We start from the raw sequence: 24988 nt of genomic DNA on the forward strand, positions 1-24988 counted from the left end.
CCGCACCCTGACGGGGAGAGACCCATGCAGCGCCGAACCCTACTACAACTCGGCCTCGCCGCCGGCGCCTCCCTGGCGCTGGCCGGCTGCGGCTTTCGCCTGCGCGGCCTCGACCAGCCGCTGGTGACCATCGAGTCCCTGGCCCTGGAGGGCGAGGACAGCGAGCTGGCCCGGCAGGTCACCCGCCGACTGGAGCGGGCCGGCACCCGGATCGATGGGCAGGCGGAGAGGGTGCTCAACCTGGGCGCGGAGCGCTTCCGTGAGCGGCGCCTGAGCGTGCTCGACAGCGGGCCGCGTGAACTGGAGATGAGCCTGGAGGTGCCCTTCTCGGTGCAGCGCCGCGCCGACGGCGCCTACCTGCTCGACCAGCAGCGCCTCGAGGTCAGCGAGCGCCTCACGGTCAACGATGACGCGCTGTTGGCCCAGGATGACCTGCGCGAGGCCACGCGCGAGCGGCTACGCGACCAGGCCGTACGCCAGCTGATGGACCGCCTGCGGGCGTTAACCGAACTGTAAGGCTTCATGACACCGACTCGGTGAACCTGCATGTTTCAAGGGGCGCCGGGGACAGGTCGAAGAGGAGGTCCTACGCCAGGGATGGCGTCGGTAGCGCCCAGGGAGGGGTTCACAGCGCCTCCTCGCAGACCTGTCGACGGGTAAAGCCCCGCATGGCAAGCCCATATAAAGAGGCATCGATGAAGGTCTTTCCCGACAAGCTTCAAGACGCGCTGGCCAGGAAGCTGCCTCCGGTGGTGATGGTATCCGGCGAGGAACCGCTGCAGCACATGGAGGCCTGCGACGCCGTTCGCGCCGCCGCTCGCCAGGCGGGGGTCGATGAGCGCGAGGTCCTGCACGTGGAGGCCAACTTCGCCTGGGGACGCCTCACCGAGGCCGCCGCCAGCCTCTCGCTGTTCGCCACGCGGCGGCTCATAGAGGTGCGGCTGAGCAGTGGCAAGCCCGGTCAGGAAGGCGCCAAGGCACTGCGCGACTACGCCGAGTCCCTCAAGGGCAGCGACGACGTCCTGCTGCTCTCCACCGGCAAGCTCGACTACCGCGAGCAGAAGAGCGCCTGGTTCAAGGCCCTGGACAAGGTCGGGCTCTTCGTGCCGGTCTGGCCGGTGGATCCCTCGCGGCTGGGCTTCTGGCTGCGCGACCGAGCCTCCCGCCACGGCCTCTCCCTGGACCTCGATGCCGCAAGACTGCTCGGCGAGCGCACCGAGGGCAACCTGCTCGCCGCCGACCAGGAGTTGCAGAAGCTGGCCCTGATGATGCCGGCAGGCGCTCGGGTCGGTCCCCGGGAAGTCGCCGGTGGCGTGGAGGACAGTGCCCGCTATGATGTCTTCACCCTGATGGACGCCTGTCTCAAGGGCGAGCGAGCCCGGGTCACGCGGATCATGGCCGGCCTGCGCGGCGAGGGGGTCGAGGCGCCCATCGTGCTCTGGGCGCTGTCCCGGGAGCTGCGCCTGTTGCTCTCGATCCAGCAGCACCTCGACCAGGGCCAGAGCCTGGAGCATGCCTGCAAGGCCCAGAAGCCGCCGATCTTCGAGAAGCGCCGCCCGGCCTACCAGCAGGCCATCACCCGGCTGCCCCTGAAGCGACTGCACAAGCTACTGCTCTTCGCCCAGCGCCTGGACCTGGCGATCAAGGGGGGCAGCAGCGTGCCGCTGTGGGATGGCCTCCATGACCTGGCCCTGACGCTGGCCGGCGGCCGCGGCCTTCTCGCCGAGCTGCCCTCTTCCTACCGGATCGGCTGAAGTTGGGGAAGCGCCATTGAGAGCGCCACTTTTTGTGGGAGCGATGCTTGCATCGCGATGGTGGACGCACTGATCGCGATTCAAGGCGAGTCCTCGATCCGATCGCTCCTACAAGGTCGGGACTCAATGGCAGAGCCAACTCAACTTCCACAAGGGCATGAAATTTCAGATCATTCCGTCCTATACTGGAGGAGCATCGTTGCTCCGTCGGCCTGCAAGGAGGCAGGTACGCCGAAGCCTGGAGCCGGAAGCCCAACCCAAGAAGAAGGAACACCGACATGATGAAGAAGATCTGCCGTTACCTCAGCCCGCTGCTGATCGCCGCCCTGGTACTGGGCAGCCTGCCGGTGGCCGCCGCGCCGGCCAGCCCGGGAAGTAGCCTGGTCACGACTCAGGATGCCCTGAACGTCGAACGCACTCAGGGAGATCGGGAGCGGATCCACGAGATCCTCGCCCGCGACGATGTCCAGGAGCAGCTCGTCGCTCAGGGCGTCGACCCCGCCGAAGTGGAAGCCCGCGTGGCCGCCCTCTCCGATGCGGAAGCCGCCCAGATGGCCGACCGGCTCGAGCAGCTGCCGGCCGGTGCCAGCGTGGTCGGCGCCCTGTTCGCCGTCTTCGTGATCCTGCTGGTCACCGATATCCTCGGCCTGACCAACGTCTTTCCCTTCACCCGCTGAGCACGATCCCCATGATGCACTGCCGTGATAGGCAGCCGCATACCAGGAACGCCCGCGCCGCGGGCGTTCTTGCGTTAGCGCTGCTGCTCCTGACACTGGCCGGATGCGCCAGCACCCCGCAACTGGCCGACACCACCGAACGCGAATTGCCCCGCCGCACCCTGCTCGCTGACACCCCCTTCCACGGCCAGCGCGACTACCAGTGCGGCCCCGCCTCGCTGGCCATGGTGCTCAACGCCTCCGGCGTGCCGGCGAAGGTCGATACCCTGATACCCCAGGTCTTCCTGCCCGGGCGCGAAGGCAGCGTCCAGCCCGAGATGCTGGGCACCGTGCGTCGCTACGGCCGCATCCCGTTCCGGATCGACGGCAACCTCGACGCCCTGCTGACCGAGATCGACGCCGGCCATCCGGTGGTGGTGATGCAGAACCTCTCCCTACCGGCCTGGCCGGTCTGGCACTACGCCGTAGCCATCGGCTTCGACCTGGACGAGGAAACGCTGATCCTGCATAGCGGCATGGAGCCAGAGCGCATCGAATCCTTCAAGCGCTTCGATGCCACCTGGGCCCGCAGCGACCGCTGGGCATTCGTCGCCCTGCCCCCGGGCGAGATGCCAGCCACGGGTGATGGCAAGGCAGCCTTGGACGCCATAGCCGACTTCGAGCGCGTCCAGGGGGCGAAGGCCGCCCTGCCCGCCTGGGAAGCCTTCACGGAACGGCATCCGGAAACGGCCATGGGTCATTTCGCGCTGGGCAATACCCGCCACGCCACCGGCGACAGCCAAGGGGCCATCGACGCCTTCGAGCAGGCCGTTGCGCAGGAGCCTGACCTCGCCGTGGCCTGGCTCAATCTGGCGCTGCTGCATCGCGAGTTGGGGGAGCCAGATGAGGCCCGCAAGGCCCTGCAGCGAGCGGTCGCCATCCCCGGTGCCTGGCAGGAGCAGGCCCGGCAAGTGCTTAATGACCTGAAGGCGGGAGGCTAACGATGGCCTATGAGATCGAGTTCAAGCGAATTTACCAGCCGGTGCATGCCGAGGATGGGGCCAGAGTGCTGGTCGATCGCCTCTGGCCACGCGGCAAGCGCCGCGAGAGCCTTGCTCTTACCGACTGGTACCGAGACGCGTCCCCCTCACCCGCGCTGCGCCGTCAATACCACCTTGGCGAGATCAGCGAGGAGGTGTTCTGTACTCGCTACCGAGGAGAACTGCGGGATGCGCCCGAGAACCTGATCCCGCTGATGCGACACGCCCGGCAGGGCCGGCTGACGCTGCTATCGGCGGCCCGTGACCTGGAAGGGTCACATCTTCCGATCCTCGGTGAGGCCATTCTACAAGCGCTATATCAGGAAGACGCAGCCGATAGTGAGCTGGCGTCACCGCCCTGCTTCGTCGATCAGCTCAAGCCGGAATGACGATCGACTCGCTCGAAGCAGGGCAAGCTGGCAAGCATCACGCCTGCTGGCTGGCACGCAGCGTCACCCAGCAGGCAAGGCACAGTCCCAGATAGCCGCTCAATCCCAGGGGGTCACGCAGCATCGACTGACTCAGGCCGAAACTGATATAGGCGACGCAGACCATCATGCCGGCCCCGGCCATCAGCTGGATCTCGGCACTTCCCGCCGAGCGCAAGCGTCGCCAGAACAGCCACAGCGGGACCCCGTAAAGCATCAGCAGCGCCGTCACACCCAACAAACCGCGCCGAGCAGCCGTATCGATGAGATCGCTATGCATCTGGTTGAAGCTCTCAATCCGAGGGCTGAGCTGGTCATCGGCGATGAGGGCGCGGACACGCTGCACGACACCACCCTCGCCCCAGCCCAGCAGCGGCTTCTCGCTCCAGAGCATCAAGCCACTGCGCCACATTTCCAGGCGCAGTCCGAGTGAGCCGCGCACCTCCCCGGCCCCGAGCTGCTGCGCCTCACTCACCGCCGCCACCAGGCGCGGGGTCACGTTGCTGCTGGGCAGAAGCACCGCCCCGGCGATGACAAAGGCCACCAGTCCAACCGAGATATATCGCCAGACGCCCGGCAACAGGTCCCTCGAGGAGCGGAACCACAGCACCAGAAGGAAGGGCAGCGCCAGCCAGCCACCGCGAGTTCCCGAGAGTAGCGAACCCAGGATGCCAAAGAGCGCCGCCAGCAGGGCCATGGACGCCAGCACCGGCGAACGCGCATGACCGCGGCGAAGACACCACAGAAGGGCCAGCAGCGAGAGTCCTCCGAGCAGTAAGGACAGGTTACCGAAAGGAATCGCGTTCAGGTCGTTGCTGGCCCGACCCTCGCCCAGCACCAGTCGCTCGTAAAGGGCCACCGAACCGGCGCCAAGTGCACCTCCACACACCGCCACCCAGAATACACGCACCCCGGGCGGATAACGCAGCAACCATATGAAAAGCACCACTGCCAGCAGCGGCCAGAGCGGCAGTGGAATCGCCCATCCGATGGAATCCGACGGCCAGCGCCCAGTGCGTGCAACATCCAGCAACCAGAACCCGCCAAAGGCCAGCAGTACCAGGATCCACAGCCAGTCATCGCGCTCGAGGTGGATCGGCATCGCGCCAGCAACTCGCTTTAAGCCCAACAGCCCGATGGCGACCGTGCAGGGCATCAGCAGGACCAACCCCAGCAAGGGCACCCCCCAATGCGCCCAGGGCCTCACCACCAGCAAGGTGATGAAAAGCAGCAGCAGGAGGGCACGCAGCCCTACTTGCGGCTCCTGCCAGAGCCACCTCATGCCGCCGCGCCACGGGCTTGCGGTACCGGGTCGTGCCGCGCCAGCAGCCCCTCCGCTCGCACCTTCTCAACTAATACGTTCATGTCGGCCTCAAGCCTCTCGCGAGCTACCAGGTACCGGATCAGCGGCATCTGAAATGTTCGCTGCTCTAACCATTAACCATGCCGCATCAACAGCTGCCAGAACGCTGCGCTGATACCGTCCAGGCTATGGGTCCTGGCTAGCATTGTCAGCTCATTGGGAATCATAGCCAAGATCATGCCGTCACCCCGGCAGCACATGGCAGGTTTCCTCGGCCCGATAACGGCCCCGGAAAGGGGCATATCCTGGGGCGTCACCATCGGGTTAGCTGTCCGTCACTTCCGAACCTCCAGGTCCCGCTCGATGGCCGCATGCACGTCAACCAGATGACGGAGGCCGTCGGGATACCTCAGGCGCTTGACAGGAACGGTGCGGACCACACGCACGAGGTGGGCGAAGCGGTCACGCACCATGGGGGTAACTTCGAGTATATGACCGAGGAAAGATTGCCTGGCCAGTTCCACCACCGCCCTGGCAGGCGGCAGAGTCTCGATAAGCAGGCTCTCGTCACTGCCCCTTTCTAGCAGGTAAATCGCTCCCACCGGGCAAGGCCCGGGATCGAAAGCACCCAGGTCGGCCACCGGCACGCTCAGCTTGGTAAAGCCCGGGTGAAAGCGCGGATATGACCTGCTTTCCCCCTTCGCGAAGCGTTCAAGCTGCTCGGGCGTCAGCTTGACCTGGGGAAAGGCCGAGCGACAGAGCACCGTCCCCCTGACTTCCTCCACGGCGGCGATATCGTCTGCCATCAAGGAGTACCCCGCTGCGACCATGGAGGTCACCATGGTGCTCTTGCCCGCCCCCTTGTCTCCGGCGAGCAGCACGGCCTGGTTGCCGACTGCGAGTGCGCCCGCATGCAGGGCCAGAATGCCCTGACGCTCCAGGTAGCAGGCCATGACGTGCCCCAGCAGCAGAACATCGACCATGTAAACCAGCGCCGGATCGACCAGCCGGCACTCGATTTCTCCCGGCCGAAGATAGAAGTCGGCAATCTCCGGAAAGCGCATCAACCAGGACGATCCACTCACCTCGAACAGTTGAACGGAAGGATCCCCCGATGCGTTGAGGCTTTTACTGAGGTACAGGGCATCGCCAGTAACACGTTGCGCTTCAGCCGAGTGGCAGCTGAACGACAGTTCAGCCCCCTGAGCTGACACGGCTTTCGCCATGGGCGTGGCCAGGTCCATATCGGCCAGGGTTTCGAAGCCGAACAAGCGGAAGCGTGGCATGATCTCCTCCATGCTGAGAAACGTGATGCGAGAACGGCGAAGGCATCAATTCCTGGCGACCCGAAGAACAGAAAAGGCGCGGCCTTGAGGCCGCGCCTCGGGCCTTCTCGCGGTAAAGACCCACTTTCACTCGAGAAATACTTCGACGAAGCCCTCAGCCCTGCCGTCCAGGGAGATATTGCGGGATAGCAGGCTAACCCCATGCCACCCTGGTAGAAAGAGAAGCCCTCCTCGACCAGCTGATGCCGGCACTTAAGCGCCATGGCTTCCAGCAGCGTGGGCGAGGCTGGACGCGCACCGAGACACACGATGCCACTTGGTGCGCCCGTTCACGCCTCGACCTCGCGGTAGTGGTATGCCTGCTGGCTGAACAATTTGCAGTAAATGCCGTCCTGACGTATCAGCTCGTCATGGGTGCCAGCTTCACGAATTTCCCCTTCGTCCAGTACGTAGATGTAATCCGCCATTCGCACCGTGGAAAGGCGGTGGCTGATCACCAGAGCGGCACGATGGTCGATCCGCTCTCGGAAGTTGGCGAACAGATCGAACTCGGCCCCAGGATCGAGGGCGCTGGTGGGCTCATCGAGGATGATCACTTCGGATTGGTGCATGAAGGCGCGGGCCAGGGCCACCTTCTGCCACTGGCCGATGCTGAGTTCCTGGCCATCATCGAACATGCGGGTCAGCGGCGTGTCGTAGCCGCTATGCAAGGAGGTAATGAAGGGGTCTGCCCCCGACTTCTCTCCCGCGGCCTCGACCAGCGGCGTATCCTCGGGCTGACGGATATCACCGTAGCGAATGTTGCTGCGCACGGTATCGGCATATTTGCCGTAGTCCTGGAAGATCACGCTGAATTTGCGCCGGTAGTCGTCGAGGGAGTACTCCCGGGCGTCTACCCCATCCAGAGAGATACGCCCCGAACTGGGATCGTAGAGGCGACAGAGCAGCTTGATCAGTGACGTCTTGCCGGATCCATTGGCCCCCACCAGCGCCACGACCTGCCCTGGCCGAATAGTAAGATTGATGTTGTGAAGCACCTCCCGGGAGGTGCCAGGATAGCAAAAGCTGACATTCTCGAAGCTCACCCCCTGGCTCATGCGCGAGGGTAACGGCCTGGGATCGGCGGGCTCCGATATGACCGGGCGCACGTCGAGAAATTCGAACAGCAGACCGATATACAGATGATCTTCATAAAGCCTGGAGAGTTGTCCTACGAGTTCCTGTCCCATGGACTGGGCACGCTGGAACACCAGCAGGAAAAGCACCAGGTCACCAACACTGTTGCGACCTTCGGAGGTTTCCCATGCCAGGTATCCCAGTGCCGAGAAGAAGGCCAACGTGGCTACCGCCGACACACCCACCTCGACAATGGTACGCTGGCGACTGATCGCCAGCCTTTCCCGGCGAATCAAGGCTCTCAGCTCGGCATAGCGTTCGCGAAGAAAGTCACCCAACTGATTGAGACGAAGTTCCTTGGCGTTGATATCCGAGGTCAACAGCCAGTCCAGATAGCCCGCCCGGCGCTCCATCTGGGTCCGCTTGCGCTGCCAATCGTAGAGTCGGCGCGTGAAACGCAACCTGACCAACAGCGCCGGCACGATGGCTACGATCAGCAACGGCAGCAGCATCCAGTTGATGGTGGCCAACAGCACCACGATAGCGCCCAGCATCAGCGTATTCTTTACCAGCAGCATCAGGTTGTTGACGACTTGCACAGGGCGCTGGTTGCCTGACTCCCGGGCGCGCTGCAGAGTGTCGAAATAGCGCGGGCTTTCGTAGAAGGCGAGATCTGCGCCCACGGCACGCTCGTGGATGTACTGGTCGATACGCTCCGCCACGAGCAATCCCTGGGTTTCCCTGGCAAGTGCGGAGAAGCCCCGGGCAGCCAGATACCCCAGCGAGCAGAAGCCGGTTGCCGCCACTGCCCAGAGTACGTACTGAATGCCTTGCGCAGGCGCATCGCTGCCCAGCATCGTCGTCACCACGTCGACAAGTTGCTTCAGCAGAAACAGCACCCCCAGCCCGAAGAGAATCTCCAGCACCATGAGACCGGTGGAAATCAGCGTCCATTTACGGCTGCTGGCCCAGAGGATGGGGAAGATTCGCCGCAGGGTGCTCAGCGGCTCAATCAACTTGGCAATCGAAGGCATGACTGTTCCTGGGGGCTCGTCAGTGTCGGGATTGGGGCCAACGGCGTCGGCACTCTCGCAAGGGGCGTAAGGGACGGTACAGCCACTGCCAGCGTGACGACAACGGCCACTCGAGATAGTCGGCATAGCTCGGGCGAAAGATCCGCAGCCAGCCGAGCAGCTTCCAGCGAAGCCGGTGGCCGCTATCCGTCTGCCAGTGAAAGGCAAAGTCAGGGGTCGGCTTCTGGCTGGCCAGTCGATACTCGACCTCCAGGTCACCCTGCATGGCCTCCAGTGAAAGTTTCAACAGCTCATCGAGTCGCTCGTCATGATGGCCGTCAGGGTCGAAGTCGGGCGAGCCCAAGAGCTCAGCCATTTTCAGGCAAATCTCGACCGTGGCGCTCAGCCCGTGACGATCGGCACAGGCAAGGACGCTCTGGCGATCGAAACTCGGGTGGCGTTGCATCGCGTCAAGATCGACCAACCAGTGCAGTCGTGACCAGAAGTGCTTGGTATGGTGCCAGCAGACATAGACGAAGAGCTCATCGGTCGGCAGAACCGCCACCTCAGCGTTACCAACGCGAATCGGCTCCGCCTCGTCGATCAGCGCTCGTGAATCGTATACCGTGCCGATATTGTCGATACGCGAGTGGAACTCGACCTTGACACCGCGCGGCGAAAGGAGCGTGATCACTTTCTGGTAACGCGCAACGAACGTCAGGCTGACGGGATCGGCCGCCAGCTCGTGCGGATCCAGCGGCCGATAACCCTCTGCCAGGGCATGGGCCAGCAACGCCGGCATCCGCTCCCTGGGCACCAGGATGTCGATATCGCGACAGAAGCGCATAGCCGGCTCGTCGTAATAGCGAACAGCTAGCGATGGACCCTTGAAGGTCACGTAGGGAATATCCAGCGGTGCCAGCAGCTGCTGGTGGATCTCTCCCACGCTGGTAATCCCGCTCAGGCCGTGTCGATAGTGCAACATTACCTGTTGCTTCATCAGGGCGAGCAGTTCGGCTGGCAGCGTAGGAGGCTGAAGGCGACGAAGATGGCGGTACGCCATGGGAAGGATGAAGCGATGGGTCGCCATATGGCGAAACGCCTCCCAGTCCCCTACCTCGTCGCAGAGCAACTGTGCTGCCCTGGCCTGGGCGTCGTCAAGCTCCAGTCTGGAAAACAGCAGCAACAAGCGAAACTCCTTGCTCAGCGCTGGTGCTCGAGATGAGAAAGCTGCCATGTCATATCCTTGCGTACGATGCTGCCAGCCGCTTTATGTTGCGAGAGCCTCGCCATGAAAGGATCTCTTGTCTGCCCTGCAGGTTAACATAAGAACACAAAAAGATGCATATTGTTGCTTGTCCGCCGAGCGATCTGCTAGCGTGGAAGATGGGGACGTGGACGATGGCACCGCCTTGCCCTGGTACGCCCACGGCCCAATGACCGATACGGAACGCCTCCCCCGTCGATGGGCAGCATGCCTGACCCGATGAAAGGACCTTGTAACCTCCTCATGAACGATTCTAGCCAGCTGAGCCCTGAGGCCATCTGTGATACTCGGCAGGCCTTCCAGCTCGAGGTACCTTGGACGGTACCCGCCTTTCGTGAAGCTGACCCTCACGTGCCCGAGCAGGACCGCGCCTTTCGCTTCGTGCCCGACGTTACACGCGCACTGCTGCTGGGCTTTGCTCACAATCGCAGAGTCTATCTGCACGGTCCCCATGGCAGCGGCAAGTCGTCACATATCGAACAGGTTGCCGCCAGGCTCAACTGGCCCTGCATTCGCATCAACCTGGACGGACACATCACTCGCACCGACCTGATCGGAAGAGACATGGTGATGATTCGCGAAGGCAAGCAGGTGACAGAATTCGTGCCCGGCATGCTGGTGTGGGCCATGCAGCGGCCCATGGCACTGATCTTCGATGAGTACGACGCTGGTCGCCCGGACGTCATGTTCGTCATCCAGCGCGTGCTGGAATCCACCGGAAAGCTGACACTGCTCGATCAGAACCAAGTGATCACTCCTCACCCGGACTTTCGCCTGTTCGCCACGGCCAACACGGCAGGCCAGGGGGATCCCAGCGGCCTCTACGCGGGCACCCAGGCCCTCAACCAGGCCCAGCTTGATCGCTGGCAGGTCATTACCGAACTGGGCTACCTGCCCGCCGAGCAGGAAGAGGCCATTCTCCAGTCACGCCTTCCCGACCTGGCCGCCGACAGCGTCGCCGGCATGGTGGCGTTCGCCAACCTGGCACGCCAGGCGTTCGAGCAGGGTGACCTCTCCTCGCTTATCTCGCTGCGCACACTGGTGTCCTGGGGAGAAAACGCTGCCCTTCTCGGCGATACTCATGAGGCGATGCGCCTGACCTTCTTCAATCGCTGTGACGAGACGGAGCGCCCGCTGGTCAACGAGATCTACCAGCGCTGCTTCGACGTCGACCTGTATCAGGATAGCCGTCATGCCAGCCCTCTCTTCTGACGTCCCGCGACAAGCAGAGCTTGCCGCGGCTTGGGAGCGCACCTACGCTGCCGGCCGGGAGACGCCCCGCCAGTTACCCGGTACCTCTCCCCACCTGCCCGTCACACGTGGCACCGTCGACGCCCTGGCGGCCTGGCGTCGCTGGCACGACCCATCACAACCGCAACGCTTCAGCATCGACCAGCGCACCTGGTATGACGTCCTCGAGCGCGCTCGTGTGGAAACACTGGCCAGCGCCGAGTTGCCCGGCATGGCCAGCAACCTGGCAAGACTGGTAAACACCAGCCCCGAGGATGGCGCCAAGCAGGCACTCTATCGAGTCGCGCGCCAGCTATTCGCCAGGCAAGAACCGGCCGAACCGGCTCTCCCCTCCCCGGGCGCATCCGATGGCTGCGCCTGGCCAGCCCGGGTGATGCGAAACCTGCTGCAGCGCAAGCGACAAAAAAGTGCACCTACGGCCAGCAATGGCATCGATAAAAGCCGCCTGCTGGAAGCTCTTGGAGACGCTGCCGAGCACCTCGACGACAGCCAGGCCTTCACCGACAGCCTGGCCGATCTGATTATCCAACTGGAGTTGATTTACCGATCCGAGACACCATCGTCCACCGAGGCAGAAGCCACAAGTCCAGAGGGCAGCAGTGAGCAGGAAGACCAGGAGAGCGAAGAGCCTACCAGCCCCAGCCTGGCCGAGGAGCTCGCCGAGCGCGACGATCACCGCCAAGGCTATGCGGTATACACCAGGCAATGGGATGAGGAACATTTCGCCAGCTACTGGGCAACACCGGAGGATGCCACCGCGTTGCGTGGACTCGATACCCTTGATCGCCGGCGTGTTCGTCAGTTGGCGCATCGCCTGCAGCGCAGACTGATGGCCGCTCGGCAGCGCCACTGGCAATTCGATCAGGAGGAAGGCCGACTGGACAGCCGCCGCCTGGCTCGTCTGGTCGGCGACACGCCCACACGAAGGGTCTTTCGCTTCGAACAGACCAGCCCCCTGCCGGATGCCTGTGTAACCCTGTTGGTCGACCAGTCGGGCTCCATGAGCGGTCGGCGGCGTCATATGGCGGCACTGGCCATCGACCTGGCCGTCCATACCCTGGAAACCTGCCAGATTCGCTGCGAGGTGCTGGGCTTTACTACCCGTTATACGGCGGACAATCCGCCGGCGACACGCTGGCGCCGGCATGGTACGGGCAGCTCACCCGGGCGGCTCAACGCCATTCGCCATATCATCTACAAGTCAGCCGAACAACCCTGGCGTCGCGTGCGCCCACAGCTCGGCTTCCTGCTTCGCGAGTCGCCCGGGCATGAAAACATCGATGGAGAGGCACTTCACTGGGCCGCACAGCGCCTGTCACGAAGGAGCGAGCCCCACAAGATCCTGATCGTGCTCTCGGATGGCGCGCCCTACGACAAGGCCACCGCCCAGGCCAACGGCCGCGAATTCCTGGAGCGTCACCTGCGCCGTATCATCGCCGAAGTGGAGCGCAGCCCGATCCACCTGGCCGCCATCGGCACGGGACAGGACGTGGCACGCTTCTATCGCCATGTCCTGACCGTCCGTCATCCCGACGAGGTGGCAGAAAGGCTCTTCGAGCAGTTGGGCGACCTGCTGATACCCGCCCAGGCCGCCCGGAGGGCATCATGACCGCCATTGCTGGCCTGATCCACCTGAACGGCAGCCACCTGGACCGCGACACCCTGTATCGCATGCAGATCCTGCTGGCCCCTTATGGCCAGGACGCCCAGCACAGCTGGCACCAGGGCAGCGCAGGCCTGGCTCGAACCCTGCTGCGCATCACCCCTGAGGACAGCCTCGACCGACAGCCCCTCTGGCACCAGGGCCAGCAGCTGGCGATGGTATTCGATGGCCGGCTGGATAACCGCGAAGAGCTCATCGCTCAGCTGGATATCGCGCCCAGCCGAGCTGCTCAGATGGCTGACAGCGAGATCGCCTTCCATGCCTGCGCCCGCTGGGACAGTGAGGCCCCCGGGCACCTGCTCGGTGACTACGCCCTCGCTTGCTGGCAGCCGCGTCGCCAGCGTCTCTGGCTGGCACGCGATGCGCTGGGCATGCGCCCCCTCTTCTGGTATTGGCGCGACGACCTCTTCGCCTTCGCCAGCATGCCCAAGGCGCTGTTTGCAGTACCCGGCCTGACCAAGGCGCTTTGTGAAGAGAGCCTCCACGACTATCTCTGCCTGATGCCCATGAACGGCCCCCAATCGCTTTATCGGGATATTTTCCGGGTGGAACCCGGCCAGGTGGTGGAACTCGACAAGGGAAGGCTGGGCAAGCGTTACTACTTCCGCTTCGATCCCGACCGAGAGATTCGACTGGGAAGCGATGATGAATACGAGGAAGCCCTCAAAGAGCAACTGGAACGGGCAACGTGTCGCCGCCTGCGCAGCCGCGGCCCCATTGCCTCTCACCTGAGCTCGGGGCTCGACAGTTCGACCGTGACCGCTGTAGCAGCGGGGCTTCTCGGCCAGCAAGACGAGCCTCTGCTGGCGTACACGGCTGCTCCCCGGGAGGGTTTCAGCGGGCCGGTCCCCCGCCATAGGCACGCCGATGAAACGATGGGGGCCAAGGCGCTCGCCGGGCGCTTCGACAACATCGAGCACGTGATACTGCGCCGAGATGAGACGGCTACCCCGCTGGATGATCTCCATGAAGTGATCGAACAGCTGGATCGCGCGCCTCTCAATGCCTGCAACATGGTATGGGAGAAGGCGATACGCGAAGATGCAGCGCAGCGTGGGGTCAAGGTGTTGCTCAATGGAAACCTGGGCAACATGAGCATTTCCCATGATGGCATGCCCTACCTGCCCTGGCTGCTCGCCCACGGAAAGTGGCTGACGCTGACCAAGCTATATCGCCAACTCAAGGGGCGTAATCCCAACCTGCACTGGCGCCGCATGATTCGACCCTGCCTGATGCCGCTGGTGCCCAACACGATATGGCGGGCCCGCGAGCGCTCCCAGAGAAGAATCGCCACCTTGTTCGAGTATTCCTCCATCAATCCCGCCTGGTCGCACAGGATGAACAGCGAGGAGCGTGCCCGGAGGATGGGCTTCGACCTGAGCCACCAGCCAGGCTGGCAGGGACGCAAGCAGCGCATCACCTCCCTCTACCGTATCGATACCGGGGAATACAACGCCATCACCAACTTGCACGGCATGGAGGATCGCGACCCTACTGCCGATCGCGAGCTGATGGCCTTCTGCCTGGCCGTCCCCGAATCACAATACCTGGGCGACGGGCACACCAAATGGCTGATTCGCAGAACGATGCAGGGGATCCTGCCCAGCGAGATTCTCGACACGCCCACCCGAGGGCTCCAGGCGCCGGACTGGCATGATAACGCCGAGAAGCTCCTGCCACAGATGCGTCAGGAGCTGGAGAAGTTGAAAGCCCATGAAAGCGCCGGGCGGTATCTGGACCTGGAAGGCATGGAACAAGCCATCAGCGAGTGGCCTACTGAGGGGTGGGACGACCCTTGGGTCGAAGCTCGTTTCCGGCTGTGGTTGTTGCGTGGGATGTCGGTTGGCGGCTTCATTCGCTACGCCGAAGAAGGTAATGAATAGCCCATTGAAGACGGCTGGTGCGCTTTTTCTTTAAGCGCTACAATAAAAGCGCTGTCGGAAATTGACAGACTTAAGATAAAGCTAGTCTATAAGAGGAAATAATTATGCATCATGTAGAGCGAAAGTGCTACGAAACTCCTACCCTTAACGAGCTGGGTGACCTTAAGGAAATCACTCAAAATGGTAATGCTGCGAACAGTGATTCTCAGCAATTTATCGACAACTCCGCTTGGGGAAATGGAGAACTCGCATCCTGAATGCAGGATATCCCGTTAATGCGAAGTAAGGAACATCACCAGCGCGACAAATTTCTGTCGCGCTGGTGGTTACAGTTAGAAATAAAAATATTATCGAAGGTAACCACCACATGTTGAACTCATTGCCAGACAATAACATTCTTCTGGAGCGAACCCCGGATCTCGTAGCCGCCGACCTGGACGGGGAATTGGTCATGATGAACGCCGTGGCAGGACGCTACTACGGTATTTCCGGCGTGGGCGCGCGAGCGTTCGAACTCCTGGAATCCCCGATCAGTATCGAAGGGCTGGTCGAAACCATCACACATGAATACGAAGTCGAGGCAGATAAGTGTCGTCGCGATCTACAGGCATTTGTTCAGGAGCTGATGGCCAACGGTCTGGTTCGTCAAGTGAACTAGAACCCCTGTCCTCCAGCGCACGCATCGGCATAAAAGAAAAAGCAGACAACGAATTGTCACCACGCTTCTACCAAGATACTGCAGCCGTTCATCTGGACATCATGAACTCATACATGCGTCGTACCGTCTCGCTGCTGAAAAAACCTTCGTTCACCAAGGTCTGGCTTTTACCCACCTGGCTCATGCTGGGGATCAGCCGTCTAGTCATACTTACGATCACTTTCAGAAGGCTTGCGCCCTATCTTGGTCACTCGGTTGGACTTCAGTCTTATACTCAACTGCTCACTACAGAGCAGGAAAGGCGCGCCATCCAGATTGCCCATGTGATTCGGCTGGCCTCGCGTTACACTCCCTGGGTCGCCAACTGCTTTCCCCAAGCCGTGACGGCGCGTCTGCTGCTTGGCCTTTTTCGCATCCCCTATGCGCTCTATTTCGGCCTGACCAGGAACAGAGAGAGCGGCGAATTCAAGGCTCACGCCTGGGTGGTGGCTGGACGCGTGCCAGTATCCGGTGGTCATGGTTTCGCGGAATATACCGTTGTGGGGTGTTATTTGAAAAACACTCGCAGTGAGCCCAACTAACCAGTTGATGCTCGATAATCCTTGGACTTTCCTTCCCATGATCCGATAGCCTTCAGTGCACCTTTAGTAGAGCATGCAGCCACCTCTGATTTGTAACAAAAGGTTGCTTTTTTTCTGCCATATATTACACTCGGAATGCATGCAGAACAGCGGCATGCGGAGTCTCTATAGATGGCTCAACAAGGAGATGATGTTAATGAATATGAATGAACGAAAGACCTACGAAAGTCCCACCGTCCAGGAATTGGGCGAGTTGAGGGACATCACCCATGCGGGTGATGCATTCAATAGTGATGCAGCACCCTTTCCATCCGACAGCAATCCGAGTGATGCCTTCGGAGCCCTCGCTTCCTGAAGGATATCGTCCCGAATTCAGATGATCGCAACATTGGCGAGCAGGGCTCATGACTTGCTCGCCACTTGCTTTCAGGGACGGAAATTGCGAGGAAGCCTCAGAGTCTGCCTATCATTCTGGGGGCCGCCCAGACCGGGCATCGATTTCTGCCAGTAGAGGGGCGAGGCTCTCGTCAATGCTATCCAGTGTCCAGGGCCGTCGATAGCGATATACGCGAATTTTACCGGCCAGGACAGCCGAATCCTTCATCAGCTGGCCGGCACTGTTGAACGCATCGGCCATCTCGGGTCGATAGAGCGACGCCATGATCGTGCGGAAGGCTTCCACTCCCTGCAGGCGTGTCAGTTGAGCGGGTTCATGCGCCTCTCCACGTTCCAGTTGCACCAGGGCTGCAAGAGGCTCTGCACGATGCTGAAACCCTTCCTGCAACGGCACATGGAACTTTTCTGCACGCGTCAGATCTCGAACCAGGCTATCGGTATCAATACCCAGTGCCTGCAGCGCATCGCGCCACAGCTTGGCCCTGGGAGGCCCAGGATGGAGCAGAGGGAGGGAAAGCTCGGGTTTGATGACGGCCACATCATCGGTCAGCATTGGCCAGCCATGATGGCGGTTGAGCCAACTTCCCAGCGTTGACTTGCCCGCCCCGGAGTGACCGGTGAAGGCCCAGACACCGGCCGGTGTCGACAGGGCACTGACATGCAGGGGCAGCCAGTGGCGCTGATGGAGCAATGCCCCCAGGGCGGAGCCAAGAAGGAACAGCCGCACGTCCCCCGGATCCACCTCCGAAGTGCTGTCACCGCCGCAGCGTTGATCCACCACGATGCGCTTCCCATGCTCACAGCAATATCTGGCGACGCCACTTATCGTGATCTGACAGATTCCATCACGCACTTCTACCCAGCGGTTCTTGCGCTTGCCACCCTCAAGTGTTTTAGACACCTCACCGAGGACGACCTCAACATCGGAGGTCTCACACGCCGCTATGGGAGAAAGTTCCGGGAGCGCCAATTGAGACGCCAGGGTAAGTCCATAGGTACGATAGTAATGGCTCCCGACCTGCAATGAGCCACGGCCACGCCTCTCCGTTGATATAAACACTCGATTCCTCATAGTCAGGCAACAATCATGCCCCTCTCGGGACGCCTCCTGGCGACTACAGCCTCAGGTCCGACTCTCCCATGGGGAGCATATACTTGAGGTCATAGAGGACATGAGCCGGTTTGCCCCACTGGCGGATGAGTGAAGCGCCAAGGTCCATGAATTCGCGATGGGCCACCGCTACAATGATGGCGTCATAGGCCCCAGCCTCGGGTGAGGTCACGGGCCTGATACCGTACTCGCTCTCGGCTTCCCTGGCATCCACATGCGGATCGTGAACATCCACGGTAACGCCGTAATCGCTCATCTCATCAACGATATCCACCACTCGGGTGTTGCGCAGGTCCGGGCAGTTCTCCTTGAACGTCAGGCCCATCACCAGCACTCGTGCGCCTTGAACATGAATCCGCGCCTTCAGCATGCTCTTGATGAGCTGCGCTGACACATAGGCACCCATGCCGTCATTGATGCGCCGTCCAGAGAGAATCACTTCGGGGTGATAACCCACCTGCTGCGCCTTGTGGGTGAGATAGTACGGGTCGACACCGATACAGTGCCCACCGACCAGTCCAGGCCGAAACGGCAGAAAGTTCCATTTCGTCCCGGCCGCCAGCAGCACTTCCTCGGTATCGATACCCAGGCGGTTGAAGATCATGGAGAGCTCATTGATCAGCGCGATGTTCACATCGCGCTGGGTATTCTCGATCACCTTGGCTGCCTCTGCCACGGCGATCGAGCTTGCCTTGTGGGTGCCTGCCGTGATCACCCGCCGATAAAGGGCGTCCACAAAATCAGCCACTTCCGGGGTCGAGCCCGATGTCACCTTGGTGATCGCGGTAACGCGATGCTCCTTGTCGCCAGGATTGATCCGCTCGGGGCTGTAGCCGGCGTAGAAGTCTCGGTTATAGACCAGGCCGGACACCTTCTCGATCACCGGAATGCAGTCTTCCTCGGTCGCCCCCGGGTAGACGGTGGACTCATAGATGACCACGTCACCCTGCCCCACCACCCTGCCGAGCGTTTCGCTGGCCTTGATCAGCGGGGTGAGATCCGGCCGTCGGCTGCCATCGATAGGGGTCGGCACGGTCACGATATAGACGTTGCAGTCACGCAGCGCATCCAGCCCGCTCTCGAAACTGAGCTGTGTTGCCCGGGCCAGCAGCTCCGGCTCAACCTCCAGAGTGTGATCCACCCCGTCACGCAGCTCTTTTATGCGCCGGGCGTTGATGTCGAAGCCCACGGTGGGCACGACCTTGCCGAACTCCACCGCCAGGGGCAGGCCCACATAGCCCAGACCGATCACGCCCAGGCGCACGTTATCCATGCTCAGCATATTGTTAATCCCTTCAATTGTTATGGGGTCTGCGTTGCGTACCCCTGGCGATAACCGTAGGGGTTTCGCTGCTGCCAGCGCCAGGTATCCCGCATCATGTCGTCCAGGCTGCGCCGTGCCACCCAACCAAGTTCCGCGCCGGCCTTGCCAGGATCAGCCCAGAAGGCGGGGAGATCGCCGGCACGTCGCGGAGCGAAGGCATAAGGCACTTCGACCCCGTTAACGACGCTGAAACGCTCTACCATCTGCAGCACGGAGAAGGCATTGCCGGTTCCGAGGTTGTAGCATGCGATACCGGGCGTAGTGATGTGTGCCAGTGCTGCGACATGCCCTTCTGCCAGATCCATGACGTGCAGGTAGTCACGCTCGCAGGTGCCATCTGCGGTGGAGTAGTCATTACCGAAGATGGACAAGGTATTGCGCCTGCCAGACGCCACCTGGGCAATGAAGGGCATCAAGTTATTGGGAATACCCTGAGGATCCTCACCAATTTCCCCGCTGGGATGAGCCCCAATGGGGTTGAAATAACGGAGAGCCGCCACGGACCACAAGTCATTCGAACGGCACAGGTCCTCGAGCACCTGCTCGACCATCGCCTTTGACGCACCATAGGGGCTTGTTGCCTGCCCACGCGGCATGGTTTCCTGATAAGGTACCGGCGCGTCGGCTCCGTAGACGGTGGCGGAAGAGCTGAACACCAGCCGCTGAACACCCGCTGCCTGCATCGCCTGGCAGAGCGTGATCGTACCCGCCACGTTGTTCGCGTAATAGGCAAGCGGCTGTTGCACGCTCTCACCCACCGCCTTCAGCCCAGCAAAGTGAATCACCGCGCTGATCGGCCACTCGACCAGCAGCTGATCCAACAGCGCCCGGTCGCGAATATCGCCCTCCACGAAAACCAGCTCGCGGCCGACCAACCGTTCCACACGTCGCAGTGCCTCCCGCGAAGCATTGCAAAGGTTGTCCAGCACCACCACCTCATGGCCGGCTTCCAGCAGAATGAGAACGGTATGAGATCCGATATAGCCAGCACCGCCGGTTACTAAAACTTTCATTTCAGCCTTTTCTCCTCTTCGGGCGGGCTTAAAACCTGTTAGCTCTGAAAAAAAGATTCTCTGCTAAAATTTTAGTTCTTCCTTTTAAAGAACCCCGCTTAGAAGTAGGAGTATCGAGGATACCGGGCCAAAGTTTTTCGCATACAGCCTTATGCAACTTATCTTCAAGCCTGCTTTCAAAATCAGGCAAAAGAAAGCGTTTCAAAAGAAGACGGTTGTTCATTAAAGCGGAAGCGTCATGGTAAATATCGTGATCTTGCATACCCAACGACACACAGCACGCTGTACGGTGTTCCCAAAAAAACATGTCATAATCGTCATACCCAAGAGAAGAAAATCCAAACCCCCCATCACTTTTGAATTCCTCAAAGTAGCCATCAATACGCTTCAGCAAATGCCTTGGATATAGTACTCTTTTATAGAGGTTGCTCATGGCTCGAACGTCAAGTTGAGGGAAGTTTTTTATCCCGGAGCGTTTCGAGTAGGTGGCCCTTCCGACCTCTGAAGCCTCTCCCTTTATTTCCAGGGCGCCTGCGGGAAACCAACGTTTCATCGCAACCAGTTTTTCCAACTCTGTTGACTTATGCTTTCGCATATAGGCCGTCGTTCTATCTAACGTACCAACCAAGTCTTGGCAATCGGCCGAACTCACATTTTTAGTATCAACAATATGATGTTTGACTCCGAGATCACGAGAAAATGCATGTACCCTATTTGCTTCGGCGGTTTCAGCCAGATTTCCACAGTAAGAGTATGTCTCAATTTCTCGCCGCCACTCATGAAAAGCCGACAAGTTAATACGACTGTCTTGCCCAAGAGAAAGACTGATCAGTACAGCACGACTTGAAATGTACAGAGCCGCAGTTCGTTGAAGAATATCGGCGGAGTCAAGAACAATCTCCGAAAGTGATGTAGAGGTATTGCTCAGGGGCTCACGAGGAAACACCCTGACACGCCTTTTTATCAATGAACTCAGATATACGTTGGCTCCAACCAAATCTATACCCTTGAAAGGACTTTTATACCCGGGAAGATGCCTTCTGCCTATAGAATAAAACGGAGAATCAATAATCTCTTGCAAATCTCCATCTCTTTCACTGTCAACAAGCTCGGCCAACAATTGGGAGTGCGAAGAAAAGAAGAAATTATCATCATTTTGACAAAAATATAGTGGCGCTAAGCCTGTTGCGTCGCATAATGCGCACACTGCACCATTCTTGATAAAAAAAAGTTGAAAACGCCCTGTAAGCTGATCGATATAGCCAATAAGCTCTTCTGATAGACTGCCATCTTCCTGCACACGGTATTTTTGAGAAACTAGACTGCTGACAATTTCATCCTCTATTTCACCTGAAAAAGGATTGACAGCATTCCCCACAAGAATGACACCACTATCTTGTTGATGCCCTCCGACAGAAACGCTTGAGCTTGGATGATGGCGTAAAGTATATCCCTTTACCTCTTTAATTTTCCAAGAAGAAAGATCACTCCAGACATCATCGCACAGGTTCGCATGACTAGGATACAAGGCAAAACCGCGTGCGAATAAAACTTCGTCAGCATCAATAAAGTTGCTCATGGTCACCACAGATCCCCATTCATCAATAGCCGGCCCCTTGGTCCACCAAGGTCACCATGGGTTGCCCAACTTTTAAGGCGTTATAATTATCGAGAAAGACGTTTAACGCTTTCTCCAGATAGTGCGGCATGGTGCCTGAGACATGCGGCGTGATCAGCACATCCTCCCTTCTCCACAACGGCGAGCCCGGCGGAAGCGGCTGCTGTTCGAACACATCAAGGGCCGCCCCCTTGAGAATACCGGCATCAAGTGCCTTAAGCACTGCAGCGCCCTGCACCACTCCTCCACGGGATATATCGACAAGTACCGCACCCGGCTTGAGTCTGCCCAGCAGTTCCTCGTCGACCAGCCCCCGGGTCTCCTCGGTGAGTGGCAGGCAGCACACAAGAAAATCCGTCCGAGCCAGCTCGCTTGCGATCTCAGCCATAGGGACCACACGGTCTACCTGAGCTACCGGGCGCAGGTGTCTCAAGGTACCCGCCACTTCCATATCGAAGGCCTTGGCCCGCCGCACCAGGCACTGGCCGATATGCCCCAACCCGAGCACGGTCAGCTGCTTGCCGGTGAGTTCATCCAGCCAGGCACGCTTCCATTCGCCGCGGCGGGCCTGATCGTGAAAACAACCGAACTGCTTGGTGAAGTAAAGCATGGCACCGATCGCGTATTCGCTCATCGGCGCACCGTGCACCCCAATGCTCTTGGTCATCAGCGGCCGAGTCTTGTCGAAATCCATGGCCCAGATCTTTTCCACCCCGGAAGAGAGAAAATGAATCCAGCGGTAGCCAGCCAGAAGTGCCAGTGCCTGCGGCAGCCATGGCAAGGTAGGCGTGATGACAACATCGAATTCGCCACCGCCGGGAATGTCGTCGATGCTCCCGGCAAAGGTGATGCTGGCTTCTGGTAGTTCTTTACCCAAATGCGCGATTACCTCGGCCTTTTGCTGCTCCAGCACTTCGGCCTTCTGCAGAAACAAGATGCTCCGGACGGGAAAGGGCTCGTATCGAGTATTGGTCTCGGTCATGCCAATCCTACTTACGCCCCAGGCGGAAGGCGCACTCTGCCAGTTGCTGCTGATTGACCAGCAGATCCTCGGGCGAGGCCTGCCGCCACTGAGATTCGGCTTCACGCAGCTTGGTAATTTCTGCGGGAAAGTCCAGATTTGCCATCAGTTCCTCGGAGGAGGTTGCCCCCAGGTGAAAAGCGCGGGAAAGAATCACCCATTGGGACCCCAGACGAACATGTTCGCCCAGCACTGTTTCCGCGGGTAATTCGCCCTCGCCTGTGCGGGCTATGCCCCCAACTCCCCAACGGATATCAGCTGAAGCGAGCAGTTCTGCGGCAGGATCCAGCAATCGTCCGGCCATGGGCTCGAACAGGAAATCGAGCCCCATGCCCAATGAAAGATCATTGAGCCCAATGTGAACTTCATCGCGGCGGGGTTCCAGCAGAGGAAGCCAGTCGGGCAGACGTACCAGAGCCTGCGGTGTTTCAGCAAGGAAAGTCGTCGGCACGCGGCCATCCACCAGTGACAGGAAGTCTTCCACATCGCGACGGGTAGTGAACATCGGCAGCATGAGCCTCTGCGCCCCGCAGTCGAGTGCCGCATCGATTTCCTTGCGACTCTGCGGGTTCAAGGGGTTCAGGCGCACCATGAGTTCGGCCTGTCTCAACACTCTGGCTACTGCGGCGATCTCTTCCAGGGAGTGGGCGGCATGGTGGGTATCCAGATGCCCCTGACGTTCTGCCTTGCCAAGCACTTCCTGATCGAGAAAGATACGCGCCACTCCATGCTGCTCGATGAATCCGGCCAATTCTGCGCTGGCAGTAATCATCATGAAAGAGAGATGACTCATGACTGCCCCTCCTTAACCTTATTTATCTCCGGCTCGTACTCAGCCAGAGCAGAGGTGACATCGTCATCGGCCGGCGGCTTGCCTTCGAGACTATCACGATAAGTGCGCCAGTTTAGGCCTTGCCCACCATAGATGCCGCCGCCCAGCACCACTACCTTGACTGTGGCGAGGATGATGCTCAGGTCGTAGAAGAAACTGCGCTTCTCGACATATTCAGCATCGAAGGCCAACTGCTTCAGCCACCCAAGGCTGCGCCGGCCACGCACCTGTGCAAGGCCGGTAAGCCCCGGGCGCACAGAAAAGCGCTTGATGTACCCTGGCGGCACCACCTCCTTCTGCTCCATCAATACCGGACGAGGCCCTACCACGCTCATGTCACCCTTGAGGATATTCAGCAGCTGCGGCAGCTCATCGAGGCTTGAGGCGCGAATGATGCGACCGGCACGGGTGATCCGCGGGTCATGCCCTTCACTCACGACGCGCTCGCTGTACTGGTCGATCTGGTTCGGGGTTCGATGCACCATGGTGCGGAACTTGAATATCCGGAAGGGTCGGCCACACAGGCCTGCGCGCTGCTGCATGAAGAACACCGGACCAGGGCTGTCGAGCTTGATCCAAAGGGCCACCACCAGCAGCAGGGGACCCAGTGTGATCAGCGCCGCGGCACTGGAGACAATATCGAAAAGGCGTTTGGCCAGATCCTTCATGTCAGCTCCATGGCGTCGAGAATCCCATGGTTCACCTTGCGAACATCATAGTGACGCTCCACCAGTTGCCAGGAGGCCTCACCCATGCGCGCGATCAGTTCGGGCTCTTCAAGGAAACGGCGCATGGCATCGGCCAGGGGCTGGCTCTGGCGCGGTACGACCAGAAACCCGTTGCTGCCTTCCTCTACGGTTTCCCGACACCCGGGGGCGTCGCTGGTGATAATGGCGCGCCCCATGCTCATGGCTTCCAGCACCGATCGCGGCGTCCCTTCCCGGTAGGAAGGAAGCACAAACACCGAGCACGCCTTGATCCAGGGCCGTACGTCACTGACCCCACCAACGAACTCCACCACTCCTGCGGCCTTCCATTGCTCCAAATCTTCAGCCGAACAGGCGTGCGGCAGGTCAGGATCATGGGGGCCTACAGCAATATAGCGCACTTCCGGATAATCGCTCCTGACCTGGCGGGCCGCCTCGCAGAATTCCGCCAAGCCCTTCTCGGTCAATAGCCGGCCGATGAAGAGAAAGGTAATGGCCCCCTCGGATAGTGGCGCGCGAGCGAACCGTTGCATGTCCACCCCGGAGCCATAGGTGCGCACCGCCTTGGTGCGGTCCTTAAGCATCCCGCGATCGAGAAACTCCTGCAGATCATCCGGGTTCTGAAAGAAGACCTTACGGTTAGCAGCAAGCCCACTGCGATAGAGAATGCCGATAATCTTCTGCAGCCGCTGGTTGCGCGCATTATCGGTAGTGAACACATGGCCAAGGCCAGTGATCATCGAATAGATGCGAGGGACCCCGGCCAACTTCGCCGCCAGGCTGCCATAGACCACCGGCTTGACGGTATAACAGAACACTACCCGAGGCCGCACCCGGCGCAGCAGCTTGCGCAGGACGAGCAAATACTTGAGGTCGTGCATCGGATTGATGGCCGTGCGCCCCATTGTCACCGGGTAGATGGTAATCCCCAACTCCTCGACCTCCGGCAGGTAATCCGCCGTGGGCACGGCAGCCGCCACTTCCAGGCCGGCGGCACGCATGTCGCGGATCAGATCGCCACGATTGGCGATCAGAGACCGGGCGTTGCCAGCAAGAATCATAACATC

24 protein-coding genes are annotated in these 24988 nt (G+C 60.3%); 12 read left to right on the plus strand and 12 right to left on the minus strand.

The features are described 5' to 3' along the window. Positions 1-24 precede the first annotated feature (24 nt). The 5 genes from QLQ86_RS13635 to QLQ86_RS13655 all read left to right on the plus strand — a co-directional run bounded on the left by QLQ86_RS13635 (position 25) and on the right by QLQ86_RS13655 (position 3839). Positions 25-516, plus strand: coding sequence for an LPS-assembly lipoprotein LptE (locus QLQ86_RS13635; protein ID WP_282817310.1), 492 nt, complete (start codon positions 25-27; stop codon positions 514-516). A gap of 179 nt (positions 517-695) precedes the next feature. Beyond that, positions 696-1754: a DNA polymerase III subunit delta gene (gene holA / locus QLQ86_RS13640; RefSeq protein WP_282817311.1), complete on the plus strand. Its 1059-nt coding sequence runs from the start codon at positions 696-698 to the stop codon at positions 1752-1754. Between the two features lie 281 nt (positions 1755-2035). After that, the gene (locus tag QLQ86_RS13645) at positions 2036-2431 is read left to right on the plus strand and encodes a PA2779 family protein (RefSeq protein WP_282817410.1); all 396 of its coding nucleotides are present in this window, start codon (positions 2036-2038) and stop codon (positions 2429-2431) included. Between the two features lie 14 nt (positions 2432-2445). Beyond that, positions 2446-3411 (plus strand): PA2778 family cysteine peptidase, encoded by a 966-nt coding sequence (locus QLQ86_RS13650; RefSeq protein WP_282817312.1) that lies wholly within the window; start codon positions 2446-2448, stop codon positions 3409-3411. 2 nt (positions 3412-3413) lie between these two features. After that, positions 3414-3839, plus strand: a complete 426-nt coding sequence (locus tag QLQ86_RS13655; protein WP_282817313.1) for a DUF488 domain-containing protein — start codon at positions 3414-3416, stop codon at positions 3837-3839. A 37-nt stretch (positions 3840-3876) separates the two neighbouring features. Here the strand turns inward: QLQ86_RS13655 and QLQ86_RS13660 are convergent, their stop codons facing one another. The 4 genes from QLQ86_RS13660 to QLQ86_RS13675 form a co-directional block, all read right to left on the minus strand. Beyond that, positions 3877-5160 (minus strand): O-antigen ligase family protein, encoded by a 1284-nt coding sequence (locus QLQ86_RS13660; protein ID WP_282817314.1) that lies wholly within the window; start codon positions 5158-5160, stop codon positions 3877-3879. A gap of 356 nt (positions 5161-5516) precedes the next feature. Beyond that, on the minus strand, positions 5517-6467 hold the full coding sequence (locus tag QLQ86_RS13665) for a hypothetical protein (RefSeq protein WP_282817315.1): 951 nt from the start codon (positions 6465-6467) through the stop codon (positions 5517-5519). A gap of 329 nt (positions 6468-6796) precedes the next feature. Then, positions 6797-8617, minus strand: coding sequence for an ABC transporter ATP-binding protein (locus tag QLQ86_RS13670; protein ID WP_282817316.1), 1821 nt, complete (start codon positions 8615-8617; stop codon positions 6797-6799). Between the two features lie 19 nt (positions 8618-8636). Beyond that, positions 8637-9833: a nucleotidyltransferase domain-containing protein gene (locus QLQ86_RS13675; protein ID WP_282817317.1), complete on the minus strand. Its 1197-nt coding sequence runs from the start codon at positions 9831-9833 to the stop codon at positions 8637-8639. A gap of 273 nt (positions 9834-10106) precedes the next feature. Between QLQ86_RS13675 and QLQ86_RS13680 the strand changes: the two genes are divergently transcribed. From QLQ86_RS13680 to QLQ86_RS13705, 7 genes are all read left to right on the plus strand, one after another. After that, entirely contained in the window at positions 10107-11075 is a 969-nt protein-coding gene (locus QLQ86_RS13680; RefSeq protein WP_282817318.1) for an AAA family ATPase, read from the plus strand. After that, positions 11056-12723, plus strand: coding sequence for a cobaltochelatase CobT-related protein (locus QLQ86_RS13685; protein ID WP_282817319.1), 1668 nt, complete (start codon positions 11056-11058; stop codon positions 12721-12723). Before QLQ86_RS13680 ends, QLQ86_RS13685 begins: the two co-directional genes overlap by 20 nt. A 62-nt stretch (positions 12724-12785) precedes the next feature. After that, the gene (locus QLQ86_RS13690; RefSeq protein WP_282817320.1) at positions 12786-14660 is read left to right on the plus strand and encodes an asparagine synthetase B family protein; all 1875 of its coding nucleotides are present in this window, start codon (positions 12786-12788) and stop codon (positions 14658-14660) included. 104 nt (positions 14661-14764) lie between these two features. Next, the gene (locus QLQ86_RS20160) at positions 14765-14917 is read left to right on the plus strand and encodes a lasso RiPP family leader peptide-containing protein (RefSeq protein ID WP_407650097.1); all 153 of its coding nucleotides are present in this window, start codon (positions 14765-14767) and stop codon (positions 14915-14917) included. Between the two features lie 110 nt (positions 14918-15027). Further along, the gene (locus tag QLQ86_RS13695) at positions 15028-15318 is read left to right on the plus strand and encodes a PqqD family peptide modification chaperone (protein WP_282817321.1); all 291 of its coding nucleotides are present in this window, start codon (positions 15028-15030) and stop codon (positions 15316-15318) included. Between the two features lie 113 nt (positions 15319-15431). Beyond that, entirely contained in the window at positions 15432-15899 is a 468-nt protein-coding gene (locus QLQ86_RS13700; protein ID WP_282817322.1) for a lasso peptide biosynthesis B2 protein, read from the plus strand. A gap of 196 nt (positions 15900-16095) precedes the next feature. Beyond that, positions 16096-16254: a lasso RiPP family leader peptide-containing protein gene (locus tag QLQ86_RS13705; RefSeq protein ID WP_282817323.1), complete on the plus strand. Its 159-nt coding sequence runs from the start codon at positions 16096-16098 to the stop codon at positions 16252-16254. Between the two features lie 111 nt (positions 16255-16365). On the opposite strand, the gene QLQ86_RS13710 is transcribed toward QLQ86_RS13705, so the two are convergent. The 8 genes from QLQ86_RS13710 to QLQ86_RS13745 form a co-directional block, all read right to left on the minus strand. Further along, on the minus strand, positions 16366-17076 hold the full coding sequence (locus QLQ86_RS13710; RefSeq protein WP_282817324.1) for a hypothetical protein: 711 nt from the start codon (positions 17074-17076) through the stop codon (positions 16366-16368). 334 nt (positions 17077-17410) lie between these two features. Then, positions 17411-18688: a Vi polysaccharide biosynthesis UDP-N-acetylglucosamine C-6 dehydrogenase TviB gene (gene tviB / locus QLQ86_RS13715; RefSeq protein ID WP_282817325.1), complete on the minus strand. Its 1278-nt coding sequence runs from the start codon at positions 18686-18688 to the stop codon at positions 17411-17413. A gap of 20 nt (positions 18689-18708) precedes the next feature. Then, positions 18709-19743 carry a UDP-glucose 4-epimerase GalE gene (galE, locus tag QLQ86_RS13720; protein ID WP_282817326.1) on the minus strand — a complete coding sequence of 345 codons (1035 nt, stop codon included), beginning with the start codon at positions 19741-19743 and terminating at the stop codon, positions 18709-18711. A gap of 28 nt (positions 19744-19771) precedes the next feature. Next, positions 19772-21322, minus strand: a complete 1551-nt coding sequence (locus tag QLQ86_RS13725; RefSeq protein ID WP_282817327.1) for a hypothetical protein — start codon at positions 21320-21322, stop codon at positions 19772-19774. Between the two features lie 22 nt (positions 21323-21344). Then, positions 21345-22343, minus strand: a complete 999-nt coding sequence (locus QLQ86_RS13730) for a D-2-hydroxyacid dehydrogenase (protein ID WP_282817328.1) — start codon at positions 22341-22343, stop codon at positions 21345-21347. A gap of 7 nt (positions 22344-22350) precedes the next feature. Continuing rightward, on the minus strand, positions 22351-23175 hold the full coding sequence (locus QLQ86_RS13735) for an aldolase/citrate lyase family protein (protein ID WP_282817329.1): 825 nt from the start codon (positions 23173-23175) through the stop codon (positions 22351-22353). Then, on the minus strand, positions 23172-23882 hold the full coding sequence (locus QLQ86_RS13740; protein WP_282817330.1) for a sugar transferase: 711 nt from the start codon (positions 23880-23882) through the stop codon (positions 23172-23174). Before QLQ86_RS13740 ends, QLQ86_RS13735 begins: the two co-directional genes overlap by 4 nt. Beyond that, positions 23879-24982: a glycosyltransferase family 4 protein gene (locus QLQ86_RS13745; RefSeq protein WP_282817411.1), complete on the minus strand. Its 1104-nt coding sequence runs from the start codon at positions 24980-24982 to the stop codon at positions 23879-23881. Before QLQ86_RS13745 ends, QLQ86_RS13740 begins: the two co-directional genes overlap by 4 nt. Positions 24983-24988: the final 6 nt, after the last annotated feature.

Source organism: Halomonas rhizosphaerae (assembly GCF_030012485.1).
Classification (GTDB): Bacteria; Pseudomonadota; Gammaproteobacteria; order Pseudomonadales; family Halomonadaceae; genus Halomonas; species Halomonas rhizosphaerae.